Source organism: Deltaproteobacteria bacterium (assembly GCA_021737785.1).
Classification (GTDB): Bacteria; Desulfobacterota; DSM-4660; order Desulfatiglandales; family Desulfatiglandaceae; genus AUK324.
In genome coordinates, this window is record JAIPDI010000053.1 from 1 (window position 1) to 18,809 (window position 18,809).

Sequence of the window (18,809 nt, forward strand, 5' to 3'; positions counted from 1 at the left end):
CCGTGATTTTTCCTGTATGCTTCTGGATAAACTTTCTCATGGCGTTCCCTCCTTAGTGGCTGTTTGGCAACTACCACTTTAATGGATGAACGCCATATTTTTCTACACTATTTGGTTGCGGCCGTTAGGCCGCCTTGGGAGACTGTAAGAATGAAAAAAATGGAGCCCATACACCCGGGAGAAATCCTGTTTGAGGAGTTTTTAAGACCCATGCAGCTAAGCCAGAACAAGATCGCCTCGGATATCGGTGTACCTCCTCGGCGGATCAATGAAATCATCCATGGAAAAAGGAGAATAACGGCTGACACCGCACTTCGGCTGGCCCATTACTTTGAGATGTCACCACAGTTTTGGCTTGGACTTCAAATGGACTATGATCTGGATGTTGAAGAAGACAAGCTTGGTGACAGACTGGACGAGGAGGTCAAAAAGTATCACACCGCATAACTTCCCTACACCTTCACTGAGCAGAGAGTCGCCACGTTTTTAGGTGCACCGGATAGCCCGAAGGTCGTTAGGAGGATGCTGCAATATCCGAAAAGCCACTAGGCGGAGAATACCCAGCGGTTTGAAAACAGGATATGATTATGAATGAGAAAACGCCTCTTGCAGTTGATCAAATTGAAAGTATTATCTTCTTTATGCGCGGTCAGAAGGTCATGCTGAGCCCTCATCTGGCAGAGCTGTACGAGATTGAACCACGTGTCTTGGTTCAGGCGGTAAAACGAAATATCAAAAGATTCCCAGGGGATTTCATGTTTCAGCTGACAGATGACGAGTTCCAGAACTTGAAATCACAAATTGTGATTTCAAGTTGGGGTGGTTCTCGCAGGGCGAATCCCTACGCTTTTACGGAACAAGGTGTCGCAATGCTCTCCAGTGTATTGAGAAGCAAGCGGGCAGTCCAGGTCAATATTCAGATTATGTGAACCATTCGTTCAGTTGAGACAAATGCTCGCCGTGCACAAAGACCTCGAACGTAAGCTAATGGCTTTAGAGACAAAATACGATGAGCAGTTCAAGGTCGTCTTTGACGCAATCCGCGCCTTGATGACGCCCCTTGAGAAACCACAAAGGAAGATCGGGTTTGAGGCAAAGGAAGGCCGTGCCGCCTATGGCAGAAGAAAGAGGGGTTGAGGAATTGAAAAATCAAAGAGTAGCTCTGTGGAACATTTGGAATCAATGGGAAAATCGAGACGGACGAGGCGTGTGAGAGGATGAGATTATGTTGACAAAACTGACCATCCGGAATTTCAAGAAGTTCGATCAAGCGGAAATAGAACTGGGCAGCCCGGTTGTCTTTATCGGCCCCAATAATTCGGGCAAAACTACCGCCCTTCAAGCCCTGGCTTTTTGGGATATCGGGCTTAAGCGCTGGAATGAAAAGAGAAGGGGGAGAACCTCCCCAGAGAAACGACCGGGCGTAACCATCAACCGGAAAGACTTGATCGCCGTGCCCGTTCCCAATGCAAAACTCCTCTGGCGTGGGCTCAGCGTTAGGGATGTTAAAAAGATTTCGGGGAAACAAGAAACCAAGCATCTATTCATTGATGTCATTGTGGAAGGCATCACCGCTGATACCACATGGGAGTGCGGCCTTGAATTCTACTATGCGAATGAGGAATCACTCTACTGCCGGCCGCTTCGCCTGTCCGACGAAGAGAATCCTCAACGAATGCCCATCCCTGAAGAGGCCAATAATGTTCAATTTGCATTTCTTCCTCCCATGTCAGGGTTGGCGGCGAACGAAACCAGGCTGGATCCGGGAGCCATCAATGTCCGTGTCGGAGAGGGACGGACAGCCGAAGTCCTACGCAATCTATGTCACAGGATTTACGAAGGCGATGAAAAACTCTGGAAAAGACTTTCGGACTATATCCTGAATTTATTCGGTTCAAAATTGGAGGTGCCGCAGTATGTCACCGAACGGGGCGAAATCGTCATGGCATATACCGAACATGACATCAAGCTGGATCTTTCTTCATCTGGCAGGGGTCTTCAACAAACCCTCCTTCTTTTGGCCTATATGTATGCCCATCCCGGGTCTGTGCTTTTGTTAGACGAACCTGACGCACACTTGGAAATACTCAGGCAAAGGCAGATTTATCAGCTCCTGACGGACGTCGCTCGGGAAAACGACAACCAGATTATCATCGGGAGCCATTCCGAGATCTTGCTCAATGAGGCCGCAGATCGCGATGTGGTGGTTGCCTTTGTTGGAAAACCCCATCGTATCAATGACCGAGGGAGCCAGGCCTTGAAGGCACTAAAGGATATCGGGTTCGAACATTATTATCAGGCAGAGCAAACGGGGTGGGTCCTTTATCTGGAGGGTTCAACGGACCTGGCCATTTTGCAGGAATTTGCACGGATTTTGGAACATCGGGAGGCCATGGATGCTCTTCAGAGGCCATTTGTGCATTATGTGACGAATCAGCCGTCTGAAGTGAGAAAGCATTTTTTCGGGCTCAAGGAAGCGGTCCCCCATCTGAAAGGGATTGCAGTTTTTGACAGACTGGATCGACATCCTTCAGAGGATATCGGGGCCGAATTTCATATGTGGAGCAAGCGGGAGATCGAAAACTATCTCTGCTATCCAGAGGTCCTTGAAGCCTATGCTGTAGCCAGCGGCAGGGAAAGCCTCCCCGGGCCGCTCTTCGAGTCAGCCCATGCCGAACCTCGCAGAAAAGCCATGAAAGAAGCCATTATTGAGGTCTCCCAGGCATTGGAGAAGATCCAAGACGTCTCACCCTGGGACGGAAACACAAAAGTCAGTGATTATTTTCTCAAGTCAGTTTTCAGGGAATTCTTCAAGAAACTCGGTCACTACAATGTGATGGACAAGAAGAATTTCCATGAACTGGCCCGGTTTGTCCCGAAAGAGAAAATCGATCCCGAGGTAAGAGAAAAACTTGAGGCCATTGTGGCAGTATCCCGGACCGCCAGGCCAACGGTGGAGTAAGCGGGGGCAAACTATATATGGTTCCATTTTGGAATCTTAGAGAGGCGCCAGCATTCAAAATATTTGCCCTAAACTTTTGAGGAGCAAGGCCAAAATGTCACTCATCACAAGCGGCATCCATGACAATCACAAACGGGGTCGGGTTGGTGCCCGACAAATAGTGAAAGGAAACAATGCATCTTCAGAAATCGGCAAGAGGCACCGGTTGTATTTGCGGCTGTGACGGGGTTGCATGATAGGATATGCTGTAAAAGGTATGTGACCTTGATATAGGTGTAGCATAGGGGAGAAACCATTTTCATAGACGGCAAGAAATTAGGAGAGAGTGCCCATGTCTGAATTATACGCTCAAATATTGTCAGCGGTGGCAGATGCCTCCGCCCTTCGTCTCGTGGTGAACCTCAAACCGGCCAATGTGGATGGACTCGTTTATCCGCCGACCTACGACCAGGGCCAGCACATCTTTCGCCCTGCCTGGATCGATGGAAAGGAGCGTGACGCGGTTTTGCTTGACTCCGTCCAAAGTCAGGCTATCCCCTGCTGACGAATTACATTCGGTCCTTCACCGCCGGCTTTGGGCCTCAAAAAAAGCACAACTCGCTACGGCGGACGGGGGCGAGCGCGATTTTGTGGAACTGGTCGTCTCTGCAGGGGAAAAGCTGTCAGAATCCGTCAGGGTAATTGGAATCATTGTCAACCGGGTCGCCACTGCCCGGAGTATCCGTCAGGCCCTGGTCAAACGAAAGCACAGGGCCGAACTCCTCACCGGCCGGGTGCGTCCCCATGATCGTGATGGACTGATGGAGCGTCTCCTGCCTGAGATCCGTGCAGGGAGGACCCGAATTGAAGGGCCGGTCCTGTTTATTGTCGCCACTCAGACCGTTGAAGTGGGCGCGGATATCGATTTCGATGCCCTTATCACGGAGGCAGCTCCCCTGGACTCCCTTCGCCAGCGCTTCGGTCGGCTCGACCGGTTCGGGGAGATTGCGAATACACAGGGGGTGATCCTTTACCGCAAACCCAAACTCGACAAAAACGGCCAACCCATGCCCGATCCTGTGTACGGCACAGCTATCCAAGAGGCCTGGGAATGGCTGGAAGCGGTATCGCGTGACGGTTGCGTTGATTTTGGGGTAGGCGGCCATGGCAGAGATGTTCGAACAGCGAAGACCGCCGGTTAGACCGTTTAAACATGGACCGACCCTGCTTCCGAGCCACATCAGCCTTTTGGCGCAAACCGGCCCTGAAGCCCCTGAAATCAATGTCTCCCCCTGGCTTCATGGTGCTGGAAGCGGAGCCCCTGATGTGTCCATTGTCTGGCGGTTGGATTTGCCCGCCGCCAATTCTGTGGGATGGGAGGAGGCGGTGAGGCTGCGTCCCCCCCTCACGCGGGAGGCCCTTGAAATCCCCGTGTATGCTGCTCGATCGTGGCTGGAAGGGGGTCGCGCCCAGGACGTAACGGATCTCGAGGGCATGGCGGGAAGGCCTTCAGGCGCAGGCGCATCCGGCAAACCTGTCCTTTGCTGGCGCGGGCCTGACGATTGCCGCGTCATCTTCCCCCGCGATATCCGTCCGGGCGACACCCTGGTGGTCCCCGCCGCCTATGGCGGTTGCGATCCATATGGATGGGCCCCAAACAGCAACGCCCCGGTGGAGGATATCGCTGATTTCTGTTCGTTGGAACGAGGAGGCGCCCACATTGTCCGCCTGGTGCCGGGGCTGACAAGCTGGATGGGACCCCATGAAGCGCCCGTACAGGAGGCAGTAACTGAGCTGTTTTCAGCCGAGACGGAAATGGATCCGGAAATGGGTATTGACCAGGAACGGGTCCAGCTTGCCCAGTCTGCCCTGCGTGCTTTCCTTCTGGAGGTCGATCACCCTTTGATCACAGCCTTTCACGGGGGATTCGAGATCGAACCACATCCGGCCGGCGTGGTGCTGAGAGGCCGTGTCATGGATGAGGTGGAAGCCGTATTAAGCAGCGGCGTAGCCGTAGAACTGGATCGTCACCTGAAAGGTGTGACGGACCAGGCTCTGACATTAGCCGTCGGCCACCCGGAAAAAGGCCGCATATCGCTTGCTGCAAGCAAGCACGACCTCGGAAAAGCAGAGCCCCGCTTTCAGGCCATGCTTCACGGGACCCCGTTGGCAGCAGCCAGCGGACCCATCTTGGCAAAATCGGGGCTCCGGAAACTCTCGCAGATCCGGGCCGCCTATGCCCGGTCGGACCTGCCCGCCGGATTCCGTCACGAGCTGGCTTCACTGGCCTACGCCTTTGAACCGGACCAGATCGTTCGCTACCTCATCGGTACGCATCACGGATACGGGCGGCCCTGGTTCCCCGCATGCGCCGATACGGAGGCCCCGGGGACCGATCAGATCTTCCTTGGAAGCCCATGGGCGCAGGCGTTTGCAATCTTGCTGGATGAGTGGGGTCCCTGGGGCCTGGCTGGGATGGAGCTGCTCCTGAGGGCATCGGATATTCGCCAGTCGATTCTTGAGCAGGAGAAGACGGATGCATGACCTGCCCGGTATGAGCGCCGCGTCGCCCATAGGATTTCTGGCAGCACTCGGGATGCTTCGCGTGCTGGCACGCGACTGCCAACTGGATGTGCGGCTGGCATGGCGCGACGGGCACGCGGTTGTGGACGGAATCGATCCGGATACGGCCATCTCAGAGATCACCCACAACATGGCAGGTCGCAGCCAATCTCCAGAGTTCACCTGGACAGACTCGCTCAGAGGGGTTCCTCCCGAGTCCTATCGAAATGCGTGTGCCGAGATGAGGGAAGACCAACGCGCCCTTGGCTTTATGGCAGGCTGGGCAACCGATGCCATCGTGCGACAGGGCTCTGTGGTGGTCACACGACTGGATATGACCTCCGGTCAGCAGAAGCTGCTACGGGATCTTCGAGGGCTGGCTGAAAGGGTTACGCCTGACCATTTCCATTGTGCGTTGTTGGGAGGGGCTTACGAAAACCAGACCTCGTTTGGGCTCGACCCCATAGCCGTCCGCTCGCACGCACACGAACCCAAGGCCCCCACCAAGACCGCGCCTCCAGGCAAGCCTGGCCTGATCTGGCTCGCCTTCGAGGCCATCCCCCTCCACCCGGTGGTCCCGGTTGCCGCCAACATAGCCAAGACCACCGGATGGAGAAGGCACCCTGAGGCGGCTTACGTGTGGCCCATCTGGGAGGCATTTCTTTCCCTTCAGGAGGTAATACTTTTGAGGGCATTGCCCGTGGATCGGCTTCCATACAGGCCGGGGATGACGGAGGTGTGGTCCTCCAGGTATGGATCGAGCGGGAAATATGGGATGTTGCTGCCGCCCCTGCGCGAACGGTAAGCTCACACGAAAACCCAGGGAGGTTCGCGCGAGGGAAATACTATGGGATATAAAAGGGTTAGGGTCAACACGGCAATCGCAACCCGTTTGCAGGAGGCAAAAATTCAAGGGTTCGCGGAAAGCAACCTAAAAAGCCTGTGTCCACAATATGTTATACGTGTGCAGGCGATCTCCCGGCGAAAGCCGGGACTACGTTGAAGCTTGCTAATCTCGGGCATGTTGATCTCGAAACCCGGGCGATCTCCCGGCGAAAGCCGGGACTACGTTGAAGCTTGCTAATCTCGGGCATGTTGATCTCGAAACCCGGGCGATCTCCCGGCGAAAGCCGGGACTACGTTGAAGCATTTCGGGCGTGCTATCGGCGGTTGTGTCGAATAGGCGATCTCCCGGCGAAAGCCGGGACTGCGTTGAAGCACCGCATATCGGAGACCGACCAGGACCTGTTGAAAACGAGAATGCAAAAAGCGGCGGACCTTTTCCGTGTTGCCGTGCTCAGTTTCTATAAGGCCTTAGCAAGAGGAGTCTTAACATGAAAGGCAAGCTCTCCCTGTTCTCTTTCAGATTGAAAAATTTCAAGGCCGTTCAAGACAGCAAGACAATAATGTTTACCCCTCTGACAGTATTTATCGGGAATAACGGCTCCGGTAAGAGCAGCATTTTCGAAGGGCTGGAGACCTTGCAGACGCTGGCGCTCCACGGACTGGATGCGGCTATGCTCCCTTGGCATGTTGAGAAGTCTTTGTATCCAAGATTATTAAAGCATGCCCGAAAGCCATATATTCACACCTCCGTGTTCCAGATTGTCCGAACATTGCAAGAACTCAATCGCCGCATACATTCACCATTTTTACCAAAAGCTGGGGTGCATGGAATGGGTTGAAACCTGCTGTTTTAATTAGAATAGCAAGATTTCTTAGAAGCGTAAATGTTTGTAGCAATTCCCCTAAAGCGAGATCCGTCCATTGACAATAGGGCTTTGTTCCTTTAATGTGATAGAAGCGGTATTTCTGGTTTCAGGATTGATCAATATATTGATATTATTGTCTATTGTTGCTACCCATTTGCTATTGGACGCGGCACATCTATCATCCTGTAGCCACAAGTATCGCCAGAGGCTATCCGATCACTTAACCAAATGCAACCAATAATATTTAACTTATTCCAATGATAGTTGTATTTGTTTACTTTACTAAATTTGATGATGAATAGGTCTTTGTTAAGCGATGCTCTTGGATCAAGAAAGAAGACTATTTAAAAGTATCTCTCGTTCTCATTTGTACTGGGGCCGTAAACCTATCACTGGCCTCTCCAGAATCTTAGAAGGTTTGGGACCCGGTGACATTTTCCTTGATCCATTTTGTGGAGGTGGAACATCAATCGTCACGGCACTTAGTAAGGGGGCAAGGGTGATAGCAAGTGATTTAAATCCCATGGCTGTGTTCCTGTCGAAAGTGCTTATTCAGCCAGTAAGTCTTTTCGCGCTGAGAGAATCCTTTGAAATAGTCCGGAAAGATGTTGCCGGTTCCATACTTAAAAATTATACCATTTCCTGTCCAAAATGCGGAAAAGAAATCCCTTTCGATTATCTGAAGTGGATTATCCAAAACGGGGAGGCGATACCCGAGGCTATAAAGATCACATGCAACTATTGTGGCTTAAGGGATCTGCGAGAGTTGTCAAGAACTGAAATTGGCAGGCAACTGAAACTCTCAGCTACGCAGCCAAGGCGCTGGTGCCCCAAAACCCGTATCCGCTCTCAAAGAAAAACAAAGGTTGAGTTTTTCCACGAGCTTTTTACAGGGCGCAATCTAACTTCATTATCCAAATTATGGCATGCTATTGAACAGACCCCTTCGGCCACATGTAAAGATGTATTGAAATATGTATTTACTGCCATGCTTTACAGTTGCAGCTCAATGCAAATGGTTTCGGACAAATGGCCTTCGTCCTCACGCGGGTGGACCGCTCTAAGATTTTACTTGCCTTCAATTAGGCAGGAAAAGAACGTATGGCAAGCTTTCGCAAATCGTTTCAAAACGGTACTAAAAGCAAAAGAAAACGTGAATCCGATTTGTCAGTTTGTGCGAATATCAGATTCAATGGATAAATTTGAAAGTTCAGATGACCACGCATTCATTTTTGAAGAAAGTTTTTCTAGGTTTTCATTCCCCAAGAATTTGGAGGTTCATCACGTTCTTCTAGATCCCCCATACAATGACGATATTGACTACATAGGATTCTCAGAGTTTTGGGGGTCTTGGTTGGGCGCGGCTTCTGACATCAATTCCGGCTGGCATCCGGGCACTATTTCGATTAAAGAGAATTCAGAAAAACTTATGAGTCTTCTAATGCGCATTAAAGAAAACACAACTTCTAGATGTCCAGTTACTTTGGCTTATGGTTCAAAAAATGCGATGGCCTGGGAATTCTTAAACGAAATCATATCAAATGCTGGCTATGAAATTCGAAATAAGATACCCATTCTTTGGGACAACTCCCAGAAAAGAGGCAAGAAGCCTTCAACCGATCTCTATCTTGTTCTTGGCAGGGCAACTACAAGCCACAAAGATAACGATTACGGGCTTTCGGAGGAGGACTCGAACGAAATGGCATTTTTTGTCAGGGTGGCTGCGTTCTTGTTGCGCCCTGATGTGTCAAATCCTGAAGGTATTGTAGATCTGGCAGTCAATCTTGTTAAACATCATTTGAGAATACCATTAAGAAATGTTGATTCGTCCTCCATCAGGTTATGGGCATCAGATGAACAGATGAACCGAAAAGCCTATAACAGATTAGCGTTTGCTCTCATCAAGCCAATATTGTCACAGGATGGTTTCAGTATTGTTTCAGCCAATATCAGTGAATTTGATCAATCTAATCTACAAGGCTATGAACAAATAGGATCTCTTCCGATGCCGAAAGGCCTGGCTAAGGGGGCTGACTTTGTTTCCGAAAATGCGGAAGGCAATCGGATTCTATTTTGCTTCCATAGGCAGTCAGATCTTGATGCGCTGAAACACCTTGCTAAACGAGTTTTAGATAAGGATAAGGATAAATTTCAAACTATCTGTTATTTGATAGTCCGAACTCACGATCAGATACTGCGATGTAGAAAGGATGACCAGTCAGATAACTGGCCAAGGGGATTTTTCATCGAATTCAACGAACTGCTTAAAAAGGCTAGGAATATCAATAAAAGCCGTTTTGGTCACCTAAGTACGATATCGCCACGGGCCGATTCCGACTTCAGATCTCAAAAAAAAATTGAGCACTTTAATGCGAAAGTCATAGAGAATTTTCCTGTGGGTGGTGACGGTGATCCCAAACATTTTATGCTGCGATTCGAGGCACCCCAGCTTGAATATGTTGTACCTGGCCAATTTCTAATGATTGACACATTGTCATATGAAAAAAGACGGCAGGATAGTATGGGCCAGTCTTTTACCACTTTACCTACTCCAGGAAGCTATCCTCCAATTCGTAACACGCTCCTAGAATCTAAATCATTTCTTAAAAGGCCCTTCAGTATTCACAGGGCTTATTACAGGCATTTTGAATTGGGTTACCTAAAGAATATTTATCTGTCTCGCACGCTTGCATCTATAACACATACTGTTTTTCCACACAAATTTGAAATCTTTTACAAGGTAACCGAAAATGGCACGGGTACGAATGAACTTAAAAAGATGAAAAAGGGGCATAGGTTTCGGACCCTAGGGCCACTGGGTAAAAGACCGAATTTAGCCAAATGGCTATCGGATGGTATTCAAGAGGTTCATCTTATTGGCGGTGGTGTCGGGATGGCTCCGCTCATGTTCTTTGGACAGGCTTTAAGGTATTATTCATTCAGGATCAAGGCCTTCATAGGAATCGATACCATAGGGTCATTACTGTTTAAGGCGCCTTTGGCAGAAACTTTTGGAGAAGATGATCCGAGCAGGGCTTATGTGTACATCGATAATTTAAAAAGTATTGGGCTTAGTGAAAATGACATCCACATATCATTCGAAAAAACCATAAATGACAGTGAGACAGACATTGGGTTGCCCAAGCAAAACTACTTTACGGGCTTCGTTAGCGGACAATATAAGGCTTTTCTCGAAAAATTGGACAGCTACAATGGGATATTGGTGCTTACTTGTGGTCCTAAGCCCATGCTGAGGGCCTTAGCAAAAATTACCTCCATAGCCAATATACAGATGAAAGTTCTCCTGGAGAAAAGAATGGGTTGTGGGATCGGTGTATGCATGTCTTGCGTCTGTCGAACCAAGAAAAATGGAGCGGAACGATATTCACGAGTTTGTACGGAAGGACCGCTTTTCGATTCTCAGGATATTGTATGGGAAAAGTTATGAAATCACTTTGTGTTCAGATTAAAAATCTAAAACTGAAAAGCCCTTTAATGACTGCCTCAGGCACATCCGGACATGGGGATGGAACGGCGGTATTGAGAAAGAGCTCCGAAATATTATCATCTCTTGGGGCATTTGTGACAAAGGGAGTTACGCTTGAACCAAGAGAGGGAAATCCTGAATTCAGGATTGTTGAAACTCGCACAGGTATCATAAACTCGATCGGTTTGCAGAACAACGGCGTGCAAGTTTTTGTAAAGAAAGAACTCCCTGAGTTTCTCAATGCTGATTTGCCAATTATCGTCAACATTGCAGCGAATTCGATAGAAGAATTTGGCAGACTCGCATCCTATCTGAGCGAGAATGATTTGAGCCAGTTAATCAACGGAATCGAAATCAACGTATCATGCCCGAACATTAAAAAGGGTGGAGTATCGTTCGGCATCGATCCAAAGCAAGTTGAACGCATCGTTAGAGCTGTTAAAAAGAATATTGACAGTCGAATTATGTTGATAACTAAACTCACTCCAAATATTACAGATATTACCTTGCCAGCGCGGGCTGCCATTGAAGGAGGGTCTGATGCACTTTCAATGATTAATACACTTCGTGCTATGGCTATAGATATTACCACAGGGAAACCGTATCTTGGAAGCAGGTCGGGCGGTCTTTCTGGCCCAGCCATAAAACCCGTCGGTGTATTTATGGTATATGAATGTTTCGATAAGATCCCAGAATGTAGCAGGGGAGATGTGCCGATAATTGGAATTGGAGGGATTTCAACGTGGCGAGATGTTCTTGAATATGTAATGGCAGGGGCAACGGCAGTTGGTATTGGCACGGCTTGGTTCGTCAACCCTGATGTCTTCAATGAAATCCACAAAGGCATAGTGCAATATTTGAGAACGAATAATACTACTATTAGGGATTTAATAGGCAAAGCTCATGAAGCGTGAAAGAGGGCATTATACCGCTAAACTATCAGGTACAGAAAAGATTGAGTTCTATCTTAAAAACCTTGCGTCAAGCTCCGCGTTTAGCTTCATTGCAACGGAGCGGAAAGAGAAACTGTATGTAGAAATTTCGGGCCCCAAAAAAATCTCTGACAACGAAAGCTTGGATGATATCGAGCACCAATTGTCAAATCGTGCACGAGAATTAGGGATTGACGCTCCAAAATTGGTAAGAGATGTGGGCCAAGATATTTTTAATGCCCAAAAAGCAGAAGAAATTGTTCTGGATGGCCCAATGCAACTTGAGGCAACACCAAACAAAGAAGCCGAGGCAATCATTGTAAAACTGACTCTGGTTCTGGATGGGGACCCCAAGGTAGATGAATGTATCGATCAATACGCTTTGTTGCGGGTTATTTGGTTGGCGAATTCTCTGGGAATGAACTTCGAAGAATTTGAAAAGAAAACCGTTCCTCTGCACTAAAGCTCCCCATTCAATTCGCAGCTAACGTGGATAGGTTATATGAATAACCCCCACACATCCACAAATCCGACAGATGTTTGATAATTGTTGGCTTCTGACTATCTGTCGGAGCATGTCCCAAAACGATGTCGAGCCCTCACTCGGTTCAAGATCAACGGCTTCAAAAGATTCTGTTCGATGAGGATGTCTGTGATGGCCGGTCTATCCCAAGGATCTCTCTAAACTTCATTTCCCCCAGCCCCATACTAAGGAGAACGTTTGATGGATGAGGGCATCGCTGAGAGAAAGACAGCGGCTGATTATCTCAATGAACTTGAAAATATTGGCATTCTTGAAAGGCAGAAAGTGGGAAGGGAAAATCTGTATCTGAATCGGGGATTATTTGAGATTCTGTCAAGATAACGTGTCCATGTTGTGGACATGTCGATAAAACGTGTCCAAATTTTTTGGTTTCGTGGACACGTTATTTGTATCGGGGAACGCTTTGGACATGAAAAGGGGAGGAAGGGCAAACCGAGGATGGACCCATTTTTTAAACAGGAAAATCACACTCGATGAAGACAAAAAGATCCAAGAAATGGAAAGATCCCCTGATTGATCAGATGGAGCGGGCTTTAGACCTTGGCCGGTTCATTTCCTACAATGATTCCTGGGAGTTTGTACAGGACCTGGAAGAGATAAAAGGGGAAATCGATAAACTGGGAGGGTCTGGCGAAACCGATCGGGCGGTGCACCTCTATGAGCTGTTTTTATCCGGGTGTTATGACAAGGCGGAAGAAATTGACGATTCAAGTGGTCGTTTGGGAATGTTTTTTGAGGATTTGTTTTTGGCCTGGATCAAAACAAGGCAACAGGCAGGAGGTGCGGCAGAGGAAACGGTCCAAGAGATCCTCGGATGGATGGAGAATGACGACTACGGCTTTTGCTATGACATCGAGAAAAAAGTCGCACGGGCTCTTAACAGGCCAGCTCTCCGCTTATTTAGACAGCATTTTGAGGATCGCTTCAATGAAGCCTTCGCCCCTTTCGATTCCGAAAAGCCCCGATTCATTTATGACTATCCTGCAGATGTCTATCGGAGTGCGGACAAGCTCAAAGACATTTATGTGGGGGAAAGGGATGTCAAGGCCTACGTGTCGCTTTGCGAGAGGGTAGGAGTTACACCGAAGGATTGCGAGCATATCGCTTCACTGTACAAGGCAAAAAGACAGTATGCAGACGCGCTGGTTTGGGCTGAAAAGGGATTGAAGCTTCAAAAGGCACGGAAATGGCCGAACCAATCCAGCTATGCACTGACTGCTATCAGGATGGAATTGCTCAACAAACTAGGACGGAGAGGGAATGCCCTTGAGAGCGCCTGGGAAGAATTCATCCAGTACCCATCGAAAGAGGGCTACGACCAACTGAAGAAATACGCCTCCAAGAAAGACTTCCCCCATTGGCATCAGAAGGCGATGGAAAATGCAAAGAAGGCCTCTTTGTCTGCATTCATTGATATCTGTACGACAGCAAAGGACTGGGAAGTGCTTTCAAGGCATATCCTTGACGTCGAAGACCGTGAATTGGAAGAAATAAGCCATTATACCACTGAGCAGGCCGCAAAAAGCCTGTCAAGCAAGCACAGCCGCGCTGCCGCCAAGATTTACACTGCCCTGGGAATGCGGATTATCCAGAATGGGAAGAGCAAATATTACCCTTATGCAATGGAATATTTTCGGAATGCCAAAAAGCTCTACAAAAAGGCGGGATGCGACGAGACATGGCTATGCGTCGTTGAGAGAGTGCGAAAGGACCACTCCCGAAAACACAGCTTCATCGGTGGATTTGAGGATATTGCGGGTGACAAGCCCCTCAAGTCTCCAGATTCTTTTGAGAAAAGGGCACGAAACAGGTGGAAGAGGCAGACAGTAAGATGAGCGGGAGGTCTCCCGAAATTTTAAAGAAGAGAAGGGGGGTGTCATGACAAAGATCGGTAGAAACGACCCCTGCCCCTGCGGTTCGGGGAAGAAGTACAAGGACTGTTGTCTGGCAAAGGAGGCTCAGGAGGGTGAAAAGGGCATGGTCGATCGTCTGATGGAAGAAATCGGTGAGCAATTGGGCGACCGAAAATTTGGTTCCCTTGAAGAAGCAAATGAGTTCCTTGGGCGTTTCATGGAGAGAAAGGCCTCGGTTCCCCAGATGGATTTCCTGGGTCTCTCCTCAGAGCAGATGCACCGGATGCTCCATGCCCCCCTGGAGAGCCTGGATGACATGGTCCGATTCAACCATGTCTTGGAGCCGGCGGCCTTTCACGAGATTCCAGTGGTGAAGAACACCCTCCTTTTTTTGAGTCGGTTGAAAGAGAAAGAGCCTCTCAAGGCCACTGCCAAGGGCAATCTTCCCCTTGCATTTGCGCGGGCGCTCTATGAGGCATTCAACGCGCGATCTCATTCATTTCCTCACCCTATCCGCTCTGAACAAGACGCCGTGTCCGTGAACAGCTTGCGGCATATCCTCAAACTCTGCGGATGGTTGAAAAAGGCGAACAACCGTTACAGCCTGACAGCCAAAGGGACAAAGGTGATCGAAAAAGGCTTTTCTGCGCCTCATTTTTTCACACTGATGAACGAGTTCGTTCGTCGTTTCAACTGGGGATTCCAGGATCGGTATGCCTCGTTCTGGATCGTCCAGGGCGGGGCTGTGTTCTCATTATGCCTGTTGCATCAAAAGGCGCGCCGGTTTATCCCGGCAGAACAACTGGGGGATTATTTTATCCGGGCCTTTCCGGCTGTTCTGGATGAGGTTACGGCAACACCTTTCTGGACTCCCAGGGAGCAGGTCCGCAGCTGTTTTTCGCTCCGTTTTCTGGTGCGATTCTGCGAGTACTTCGGTTTTGTGGATATTCAGAGGGAAGAGAAGACGCCCCATATGTTCGAGTTGTCGGTCAGAAAAAGCGCATTCTATGATCAATACATCACCTGGTCGAATGTCTCCTAAAGAAGCATTCACAAACGTTGCTGATCGGGAAAAATAGAGGAGAGAAATGGGAGAAGGGATCGCTCGACACCATCAGCCCTGACGCAAAACCCCTCCCCCCGTGATCAGGGAGGAGGGGCCTGTGAATTACGCGGGCGCCCAAGTGGGGAGAGTGGCTATGGCTAATCCGTCTTGAGGCCCTCGGTTTCAGATGGTTCAGGGGCGTCCACGTCTTCGTCGGTGCCTGGGTCTTTCTTGCCTTTCAGTTCTTTATTGAGGCTCCGGTCGATATCTATCATGCGGGCCTCATTCTCTGAAATCTCCATCATGACAGCTTTCACACCCAGCTTTTCGGCGACATCGTCCAGCCTTTCCACGGATATTTTGTCATAGACAGCATTTCCCAGTTCGGCCAATTGCCGGGTCACCTGAGTTTCCAGCCTGGCCTTTTCTCGTCTCAGACGGGTCAGCTCGATTCCCTCGCCGGCCTTTTCCGTAATCACATGAACAGCCGACAGCGCGGCATCAAAACCCTCTTCCATTCCCCTTTCTATCCTGTCCCACAGCTTGATTTTCATATTCCTTACCTCCTTTCGTGAATGGTTGGTGATGCTGCATCAAAAAACCACACGCATGGAAAAACTGCCTTGAAATCCTTTAGTTACGACGTTGATCCCTCATTCTCGAAATCCCAGGGATATCCCCTGATCGAGACTCACACGTGAGATTAAACTAATCTGAAATCAAAGACTGTCAAGAGGGGCGCACCAGGTTTTACAGGATGGAAAAAGGAAGTGGGGCATGGTTCTTCGGTCCCGGGCCAACCGGGGTTAAATGGGATTGATCGACAACGGCATTTGGGGTATGGTCTGGCTGATTTTCAGGAATTGGACGGGACGCAAAGGCCTGCGACCCAAGCAATACAGGGAGACGTATCGGATCGCACTGGATCGCAACCGCGCAACCTTTTGCGCCATGGTGAAGGTGCCCCGACCCGTCACGCGGCAGACGACGCCGACCCCACTACCTTTACTGAATCATGAGTTGGGTGATCGCATGCAGGAAGTGACACATCAGGAACTGAATGTGGTGGTGATGCCGAATCGGTCCCTGCAACTGGAATGGACAGATGCGGCGGATGTGATTGGCCAAAGCAGCCGATTGATCCAGGACGATATTTGGAAGCGTTTCACGTCCAAAGATGATTCCTGGCTTTTTATGCTGGGCTTTTCAGATCAACAGGTCCCCCTCTCTCCATCCCTCGATTACTGGCGCGGCTTTGCCGGTGCGTTTGCAGGGAAACTGATCCAGACCCCGAATCTCGAAACCCTGCGTCACAAGATATCGCTCCCGCTCTCCGCAGATGAACGACAGCTTTATCTGGACCGGATCCCGATGATGATCGGTTCGGAATACATCGATGCCGATCTTCTTGAAAACGCGTGGCAAGTGCTGCACAGGGCATTTGGCCATGCCATCCGGTCATACAAGGGATCCGTAGAAGAGTTTGTCAGGACCTACAGCCCCAATGCCCAACTCGTGGGACGGGTATTTTTCCACCTGGTCGAAAACAGGGATGACGTCTACCCGTTCGCCTTTATGGCAACCTATAGCACCAGCCTGAACCGGCAGGGAAAGTCGAGACATCTTCCCCTGAAGCACGCCCTGCAGGAGTATGGGGATGACTCTCAAAAGCTGTTGGAACTCCTTGCCACCGTTCATAAGGCCGCAGATCAAAGTCCCCTGATGACGGAACTCCTGGAGACAGGGGAGATCTTCCATCCCATGGCCTGGACCTCCGGGGATGCCTTCTCGTTCTTAAAGGAGATCCCGATCTATGAAGCATCGGGCATCCTGTGCCGGATCCCCAACTGGTGGAAGGGGAACCGAGGCCGGGTCTCCCTGAACTTCAGCGTGGGCGATAAGCAGCCCTCTTTTGTGGGCATGGATGCGCTGCTCAGTTTCAACCCGAGACTTTTTGTCGGGGATATGGAGATCTCCGAGGAGGAGGCCAGAAGGCTTTTGGATGAATCCGAAGGCCTGGCCTTTATCAAGAACAAGTGGGTGGCCGTGGATCAGGAGCGGCTCAAACAGACGCTGGATGCCTATGAAAAGGCAAAAGAGCTTATGGAAAGGAAAGGGATCAGCCTGAGAGACGCGCTTCAGATGCAGCTCATGCCCGAAAAGTTCCTGGATATGGATCCCGGCCGGATCGACCACAGCGTGTCGAACGGCGAATGGCTGCGGTCAGTCGTTGAAAAACTGATCAATCCTTCCCTCATCCCTTCGGTTGCGCCTGATAAAGGGTTCAAGGCAACCCTTCGCCAATATCAGCAAAAGGGGATTAACTGGCTCTATTTCCTCCATTCACTCCGATTCGGGGCCTGCCTGGCGGATGATATGGGCCTGGGCAAGACCGTCCAGGTCCTGGGGCTCCTGAATATCCTGAAATCCGATGCCAAAAAATCCAAGCAGCCGAACCGCGCATCCCTCCTCATCATACCCGCATCCCTTATCGCCAACTGGGAGCATGAGATCAGGCGATTTTATCCTGACCTTAATATCTATATCGCACACCCGGGGGCGGATTTGAAAAAAGGGAGTGGCCCTGAGGATAAAAAATCACTGGATGGCGTGGATCTCTGCATTACCACTTACGCCCTCGCCCAGAGGCTTCAGTGGCTGAAAGGTTATTCGTGGAACTATATCATCCTGGATGAGGCCCAGGCCATCAAGAATCCGGGGACCAAACAGGCCAGGGCCATCAAGGGTCTTATATCCGCAAACAGGATCATCATGACAGGGACCCCCATCGAAAACCGGCTCTCGGACCTCTGGTCCCTCTTTGACTTTCTGAACCCGGGACTGCTCGGGAGCACCAGGGAATTTAAGACGTTTTCAAAGGGTTTGACGAACAACCCGTCAGGCTATTCGAGATTGCGAAAAGTCGTCAGTCCGTATATATTGCGGCGCCTGAAAACAGACAAGTCGGTCATATCCGATCTCCCCGAAAAGGTGGAGATGAAGACCTATGCCCCGCTCAGCAAAAGGCAGGTCCTCCTGTACAAGGATATGGTTGAGAAGATAAAGGCATCCATTGGCGAGACAGATGGGATCCAGCGAAAGGGGCTGATTCTTTCTTCGCTCATGCGATTCAAGCAGATCTGCAACCACCCGGACCAGTATCTGGGCACGGGCGAATTTGTGGAAGACGACAGCGGCAAATTCTTAAGACTCCGCGAGATCTGCGACACCATATACGAAAAACGGGAGAAGGTCCTTGTATTTACCCAGTTCAAGGAGATGACAGGCCCGCTTCACGATTTCCTGGAGACCATCTTCAAGCGAAAGGGCGTTATTCTGCACGGGAGCGTCCCTGTCAAAAATCGAAAAGCCATTATTGATGCATTCCAGAGTCCAACCTATGTCCCGTTTATGGTATTGTCCCTCAAGGCCGGCGGGGTGGGGCTCAACCTGACCGAGGCAAGCCATGTGGTCCATTTTGACCGGTGGTGGAACCCTGCCGTGGAAAACCAGGCAACGGACCGGGCCTTCCGCATCGGTCAGAAAAAAAATGTCATCGTGCATAAGTTCCTGACCCGAGGGACCGTCGAAGAAAAGATCGACAAGATGCTGGAAGAAAAGACCCGGTTGTCCCAGGAGGTCATTGCCGAGAGCGGGGATAAATGGATCACCGAGATGAACAACGATGAGTTGATGGATCTTTTCAGCTTGAGGCTATAGATAGAAAGGGATT

Annotated in this window: 14 protein-coding genes, 2 pseudogenes and 1 CRISPR repeat array; of the genes and pseudogenes, 15 read left to right on the top strand and 1 reads right to left on the bottom strand. The window is 49.9% G+C overall.

Features of this window, described 5'->3' with window-relative positions:
* Window positions 1-81: 81 nt before the first annotated feature.
* From K9N21_20000 to K9N21_20065, 14 genes and pseudogenes are all read left to right on the top strand, one after another.
* Window positions 82-447: a HigA family addiction module antidote protein gene (locus K9N21_20000; GenBank protein ID MCF8146198.1), complete on the top strand. Its 366-nt coding sequence runs from the start codon at window positions 82-84 to the stop codon at window positions 445-447.
* Window positions 448-587: 140 nt separating this feature from the next.
* Window positions 588-1,137, top strand: a pseudogene (locus tag K9N21_20005) (ORF6N domain-containing protein).
* Between the two features lie 88 nt (window positions 1,138-1,225).
* Window positions 1,226-2,962 carry an AAA family ATPase gene (locus K9N21_20010; GenBank protein ID MCF8146199.1) on the top strand — a complete coding sequence of 579 codons (1,737 nt, stop codon included), beginning with the start codon at window positions 1,226-1,228 and terminating at the stop codon, window positions 2,960-2,962.
* Window positions 2,963-3,293: 331 nt separating this feature from the next.
* On the top strand, window positions 3,294-3,506 hold the full coding sequence (locus tag K9N21_20015; protein ID MCF8146200.1) for a type I-U CRISPR-associated protein Cas7: 213 nt from the start codon (window positions 3,294-3,296) through the stop codon (window positions 3,504-3,506).
* A gap of 85 nt (window positions 3,507-3,591) precedes the next feature.
* Window positions 3,592-4,143, top strand: coding sequence for a hypothetical protein (locus K9N21_20020; protein MCF8146201.1), 552 nt, complete (start codon window positions 3,592-3,594; stop codon window positions 4,141-4,143).
* Window positions 4,106-5,485: a hypothetical protein gene (locus tag K9N21_20025; protein ID MCF8146202.1), complete on the top strand. Its 1,380-nt coding sequence runs from the start codon at window positions 4,106-4,108 to the stop codon at window positions 5,483-5,485. Before K9N21_20020 ends, K9N21_20025 begins: the two co-directional genes overlap by 38 nt.
* Window positions 5,478-6,308 carry a hypothetical protein gene (locus tag K9N21_20030; protein ID MCF8146203.1) on the top strand — a complete coding sequence of 277 codons (831 nt, stop codon included), beginning with the start codon at window positions 5,478-5,480 and terminating at the stop codon, window positions 6,306-6,308. Before K9N21_20025 ends, K9N21_20030 begins: the two co-directional genes overlap by 8 nt.
* A 164-nt stretch (window positions 6,309-6,472) precedes the next feature.
* Window positions 6,473-6,722: a CRISPR direct-repeat array (repeat unit 27 nt; unit sequence GGCGATCTCCCGGCGAAAGCCGGGACT).
* A gap of 115 nt (window positions 6,723-6,837) precedes the next feature.
* On the top strand, window positions 6,838-7,188 hold the full coding sequence (locus K9N21_20035; GenBank protein ID MCF8146204.1) for an AAA family ATPase: 351 nt from the start codon (window positions 6,838-6,840) through the stop codon (window positions 7,186-7,188).
* A gap of 526 nt (window positions 7,189-7,714) precedes the next feature.
* The gene (locus tag K9N21_20040) at window positions 7,715-10,663 is read left to right on the top strand and encodes a hypothetical protein (protein MCF8146205.1); all 2,949 of its coding nucleotides are present in this window, start codon (window positions 7,715-7,717) and stop codon (window positions 10,661-10,663) included.
* Window positions 10,660-11,616, top strand: a complete 957-nt coding sequence (locus K9N21_20045; GenBank protein ID MCF8146206.1) for a dihydroorotate dehydrogenase — start codon at window positions 10,660-10,662, stop codon at window positions 11,614-11,616. Before K9N21_20040 ends, K9N21_20045 begins: the two co-directional genes overlap by 4 nt.
* A complete protein-coding gene (locus tag K9N21_20050) occupies window positions 11,606-12,097 on the top strand; it encodes a hypothetical protein (GenBank protein ID MCF8146207.1) in 492 nt (163 codons plus the stop codon). The genes K9N21_20045 and K9N21_20050 overlap by 11 nt, the downstream gene beginning before the upstream one ends.
* 261 nt (window positions 12,098-12,358) lie before the next feature.
* Entirely contained in the window at window positions 12,359-12,499 is a 141-nt protein-coding gene (locus tag K9N21_20055) for a hypothetical protein (protein MCF8146208.1), read from the top strand.
* A 497-nt stretch (window positions 12,500-12,996) separates the two neighbouring features.
* The gene (locus K9N21_20060; GenBank protein MCF8146209.1) at window positions 12,997-14,013 is read left to right on the top strand and encodes a hypothetical protein; all 1,017 of its coding nucleotides are present in this window, start codon (window positions 12,997-12,999) and stop codon (window positions 14,011-14,013) included.
* Window position 14,014: 1 nt separating this feature from the next.
* Window positions 14,015-15,073, top strand: a pseudogene (locus K9N21_20065) (SEC-C domain-containing protein).
* A 161-nt stretch (window positions 15,074-15,234) separates the two neighbouring features.
* On the opposite strand, the gene K9N21_20070 reads toward K9N21_20065, so the two are convergent.
* Entirely contained in the window at window positions 15,235-15,630 is a 396-nt protein-coding gene (locus K9N21_20070) for a hypothetical protein (protein ID MCF8146210.1), read from the bottom strand.
* Window positions 15,631-16,108: 478 nt separating this feature from the next.
* On the opposite strand from K9N21_20070, the gene K9N21_20075 reads away from it, so the two are divergent.
* Complete coding sequence (locus K9N21_20075; protein ID MCF8146211.1) at window positions 16,109-18,796, top strand: DEAD/DEAH box helicase; 2,688 nt, start codon at window positions 16,109-16,111, stop codon at window positions 18,794-18,796.
* The last annotated feature ends 13 nt before the right edge of the window (window positions 18,797-18,809 follow it).

Bases quoted from the DNA above. Each gene is read 5' to 3' on its own strand.
- K9N21_20055 (MCF8146208.1), top strand. From the start codon at position 12,359: ATGGATGAGGGCATCGCTGAGAGAAAGACAGCGGCTGATTATCTCAAT.
- K9N21_20015 (MCF8146200.1), top strand. From the start codon at position 3,294: ATGTCTGAATTATACGCTCAAATATTGTCAGCGGTGGCAGATGCCTCC.
- K9N21_20030 (MCF8146203.1), top strand. From the start codon at position 5,478: ATGCATGACCTGCCCGGTATGAGCGCCGCGTCGCCCATAGGATTTCTG.
- K9N21_20000 (MCF8146198.1), top strand. From the start codon at position 82: ATGGATGAACGCCATATTTTTCTACACTATTTGGTTGCGGCCGTTAGG.
- K9N21_20045 (MCF8146206.1), top strand. From the start codon at position 10,660: ATGAAATCACTTTGTGTTCAGATTAAAAATCTAAAACTGAAAAGCCCT.
- K9N21_20035 (MCF8146204.1), top strand. From the start codon at position 6,838: ATGAAAGGCAAGCTCTCCCTGTTCTCTTTCAGATTGAAAAATTTCAAG.
- K9N21_20075 (MCF8146211.1), top strand. From the start codon at position 16,109: ATGCAGGAAGTGACACATCAGGAACTGAATGTGGTGGTGATGCCGAAT.
- K9N21_20010 (MCF8146199.1), top strand. From the start codon at position 1,226: ATGTTGACAAAACTGACCATCCGGAATTTCAAGAAGTTCGATCAAGCG.
- K9N21_20025 (MCF8146202.1), top strand. From the start codon at position 4,106: ATGGCAGAGATGTTCGAACAGCGAAGACCGCCGGTTAGACCGTTTAAA.
- K9N21_20050 (MCF8146207.1), top strand. From the start codon at position 11,606: ATGAAGCGTGAAAGAGGGCATTATACCGCTAAACTATCAGGTACAGAA.
- K9N21_20060 (MCF8146209.1), top strand. From the start codon at position 12,997: ATGGAGAATGACGACTACGGCTTTTGCTATGACATCGAGAAAAAAGTC.
- K9N21_20070 (MCF8146210.1), bottom strand. From the start codon at position 15,630: ATGAAAATCAAGCTGTGGGACAGGATAGAAAGGGGAATGGAAGAGGGT.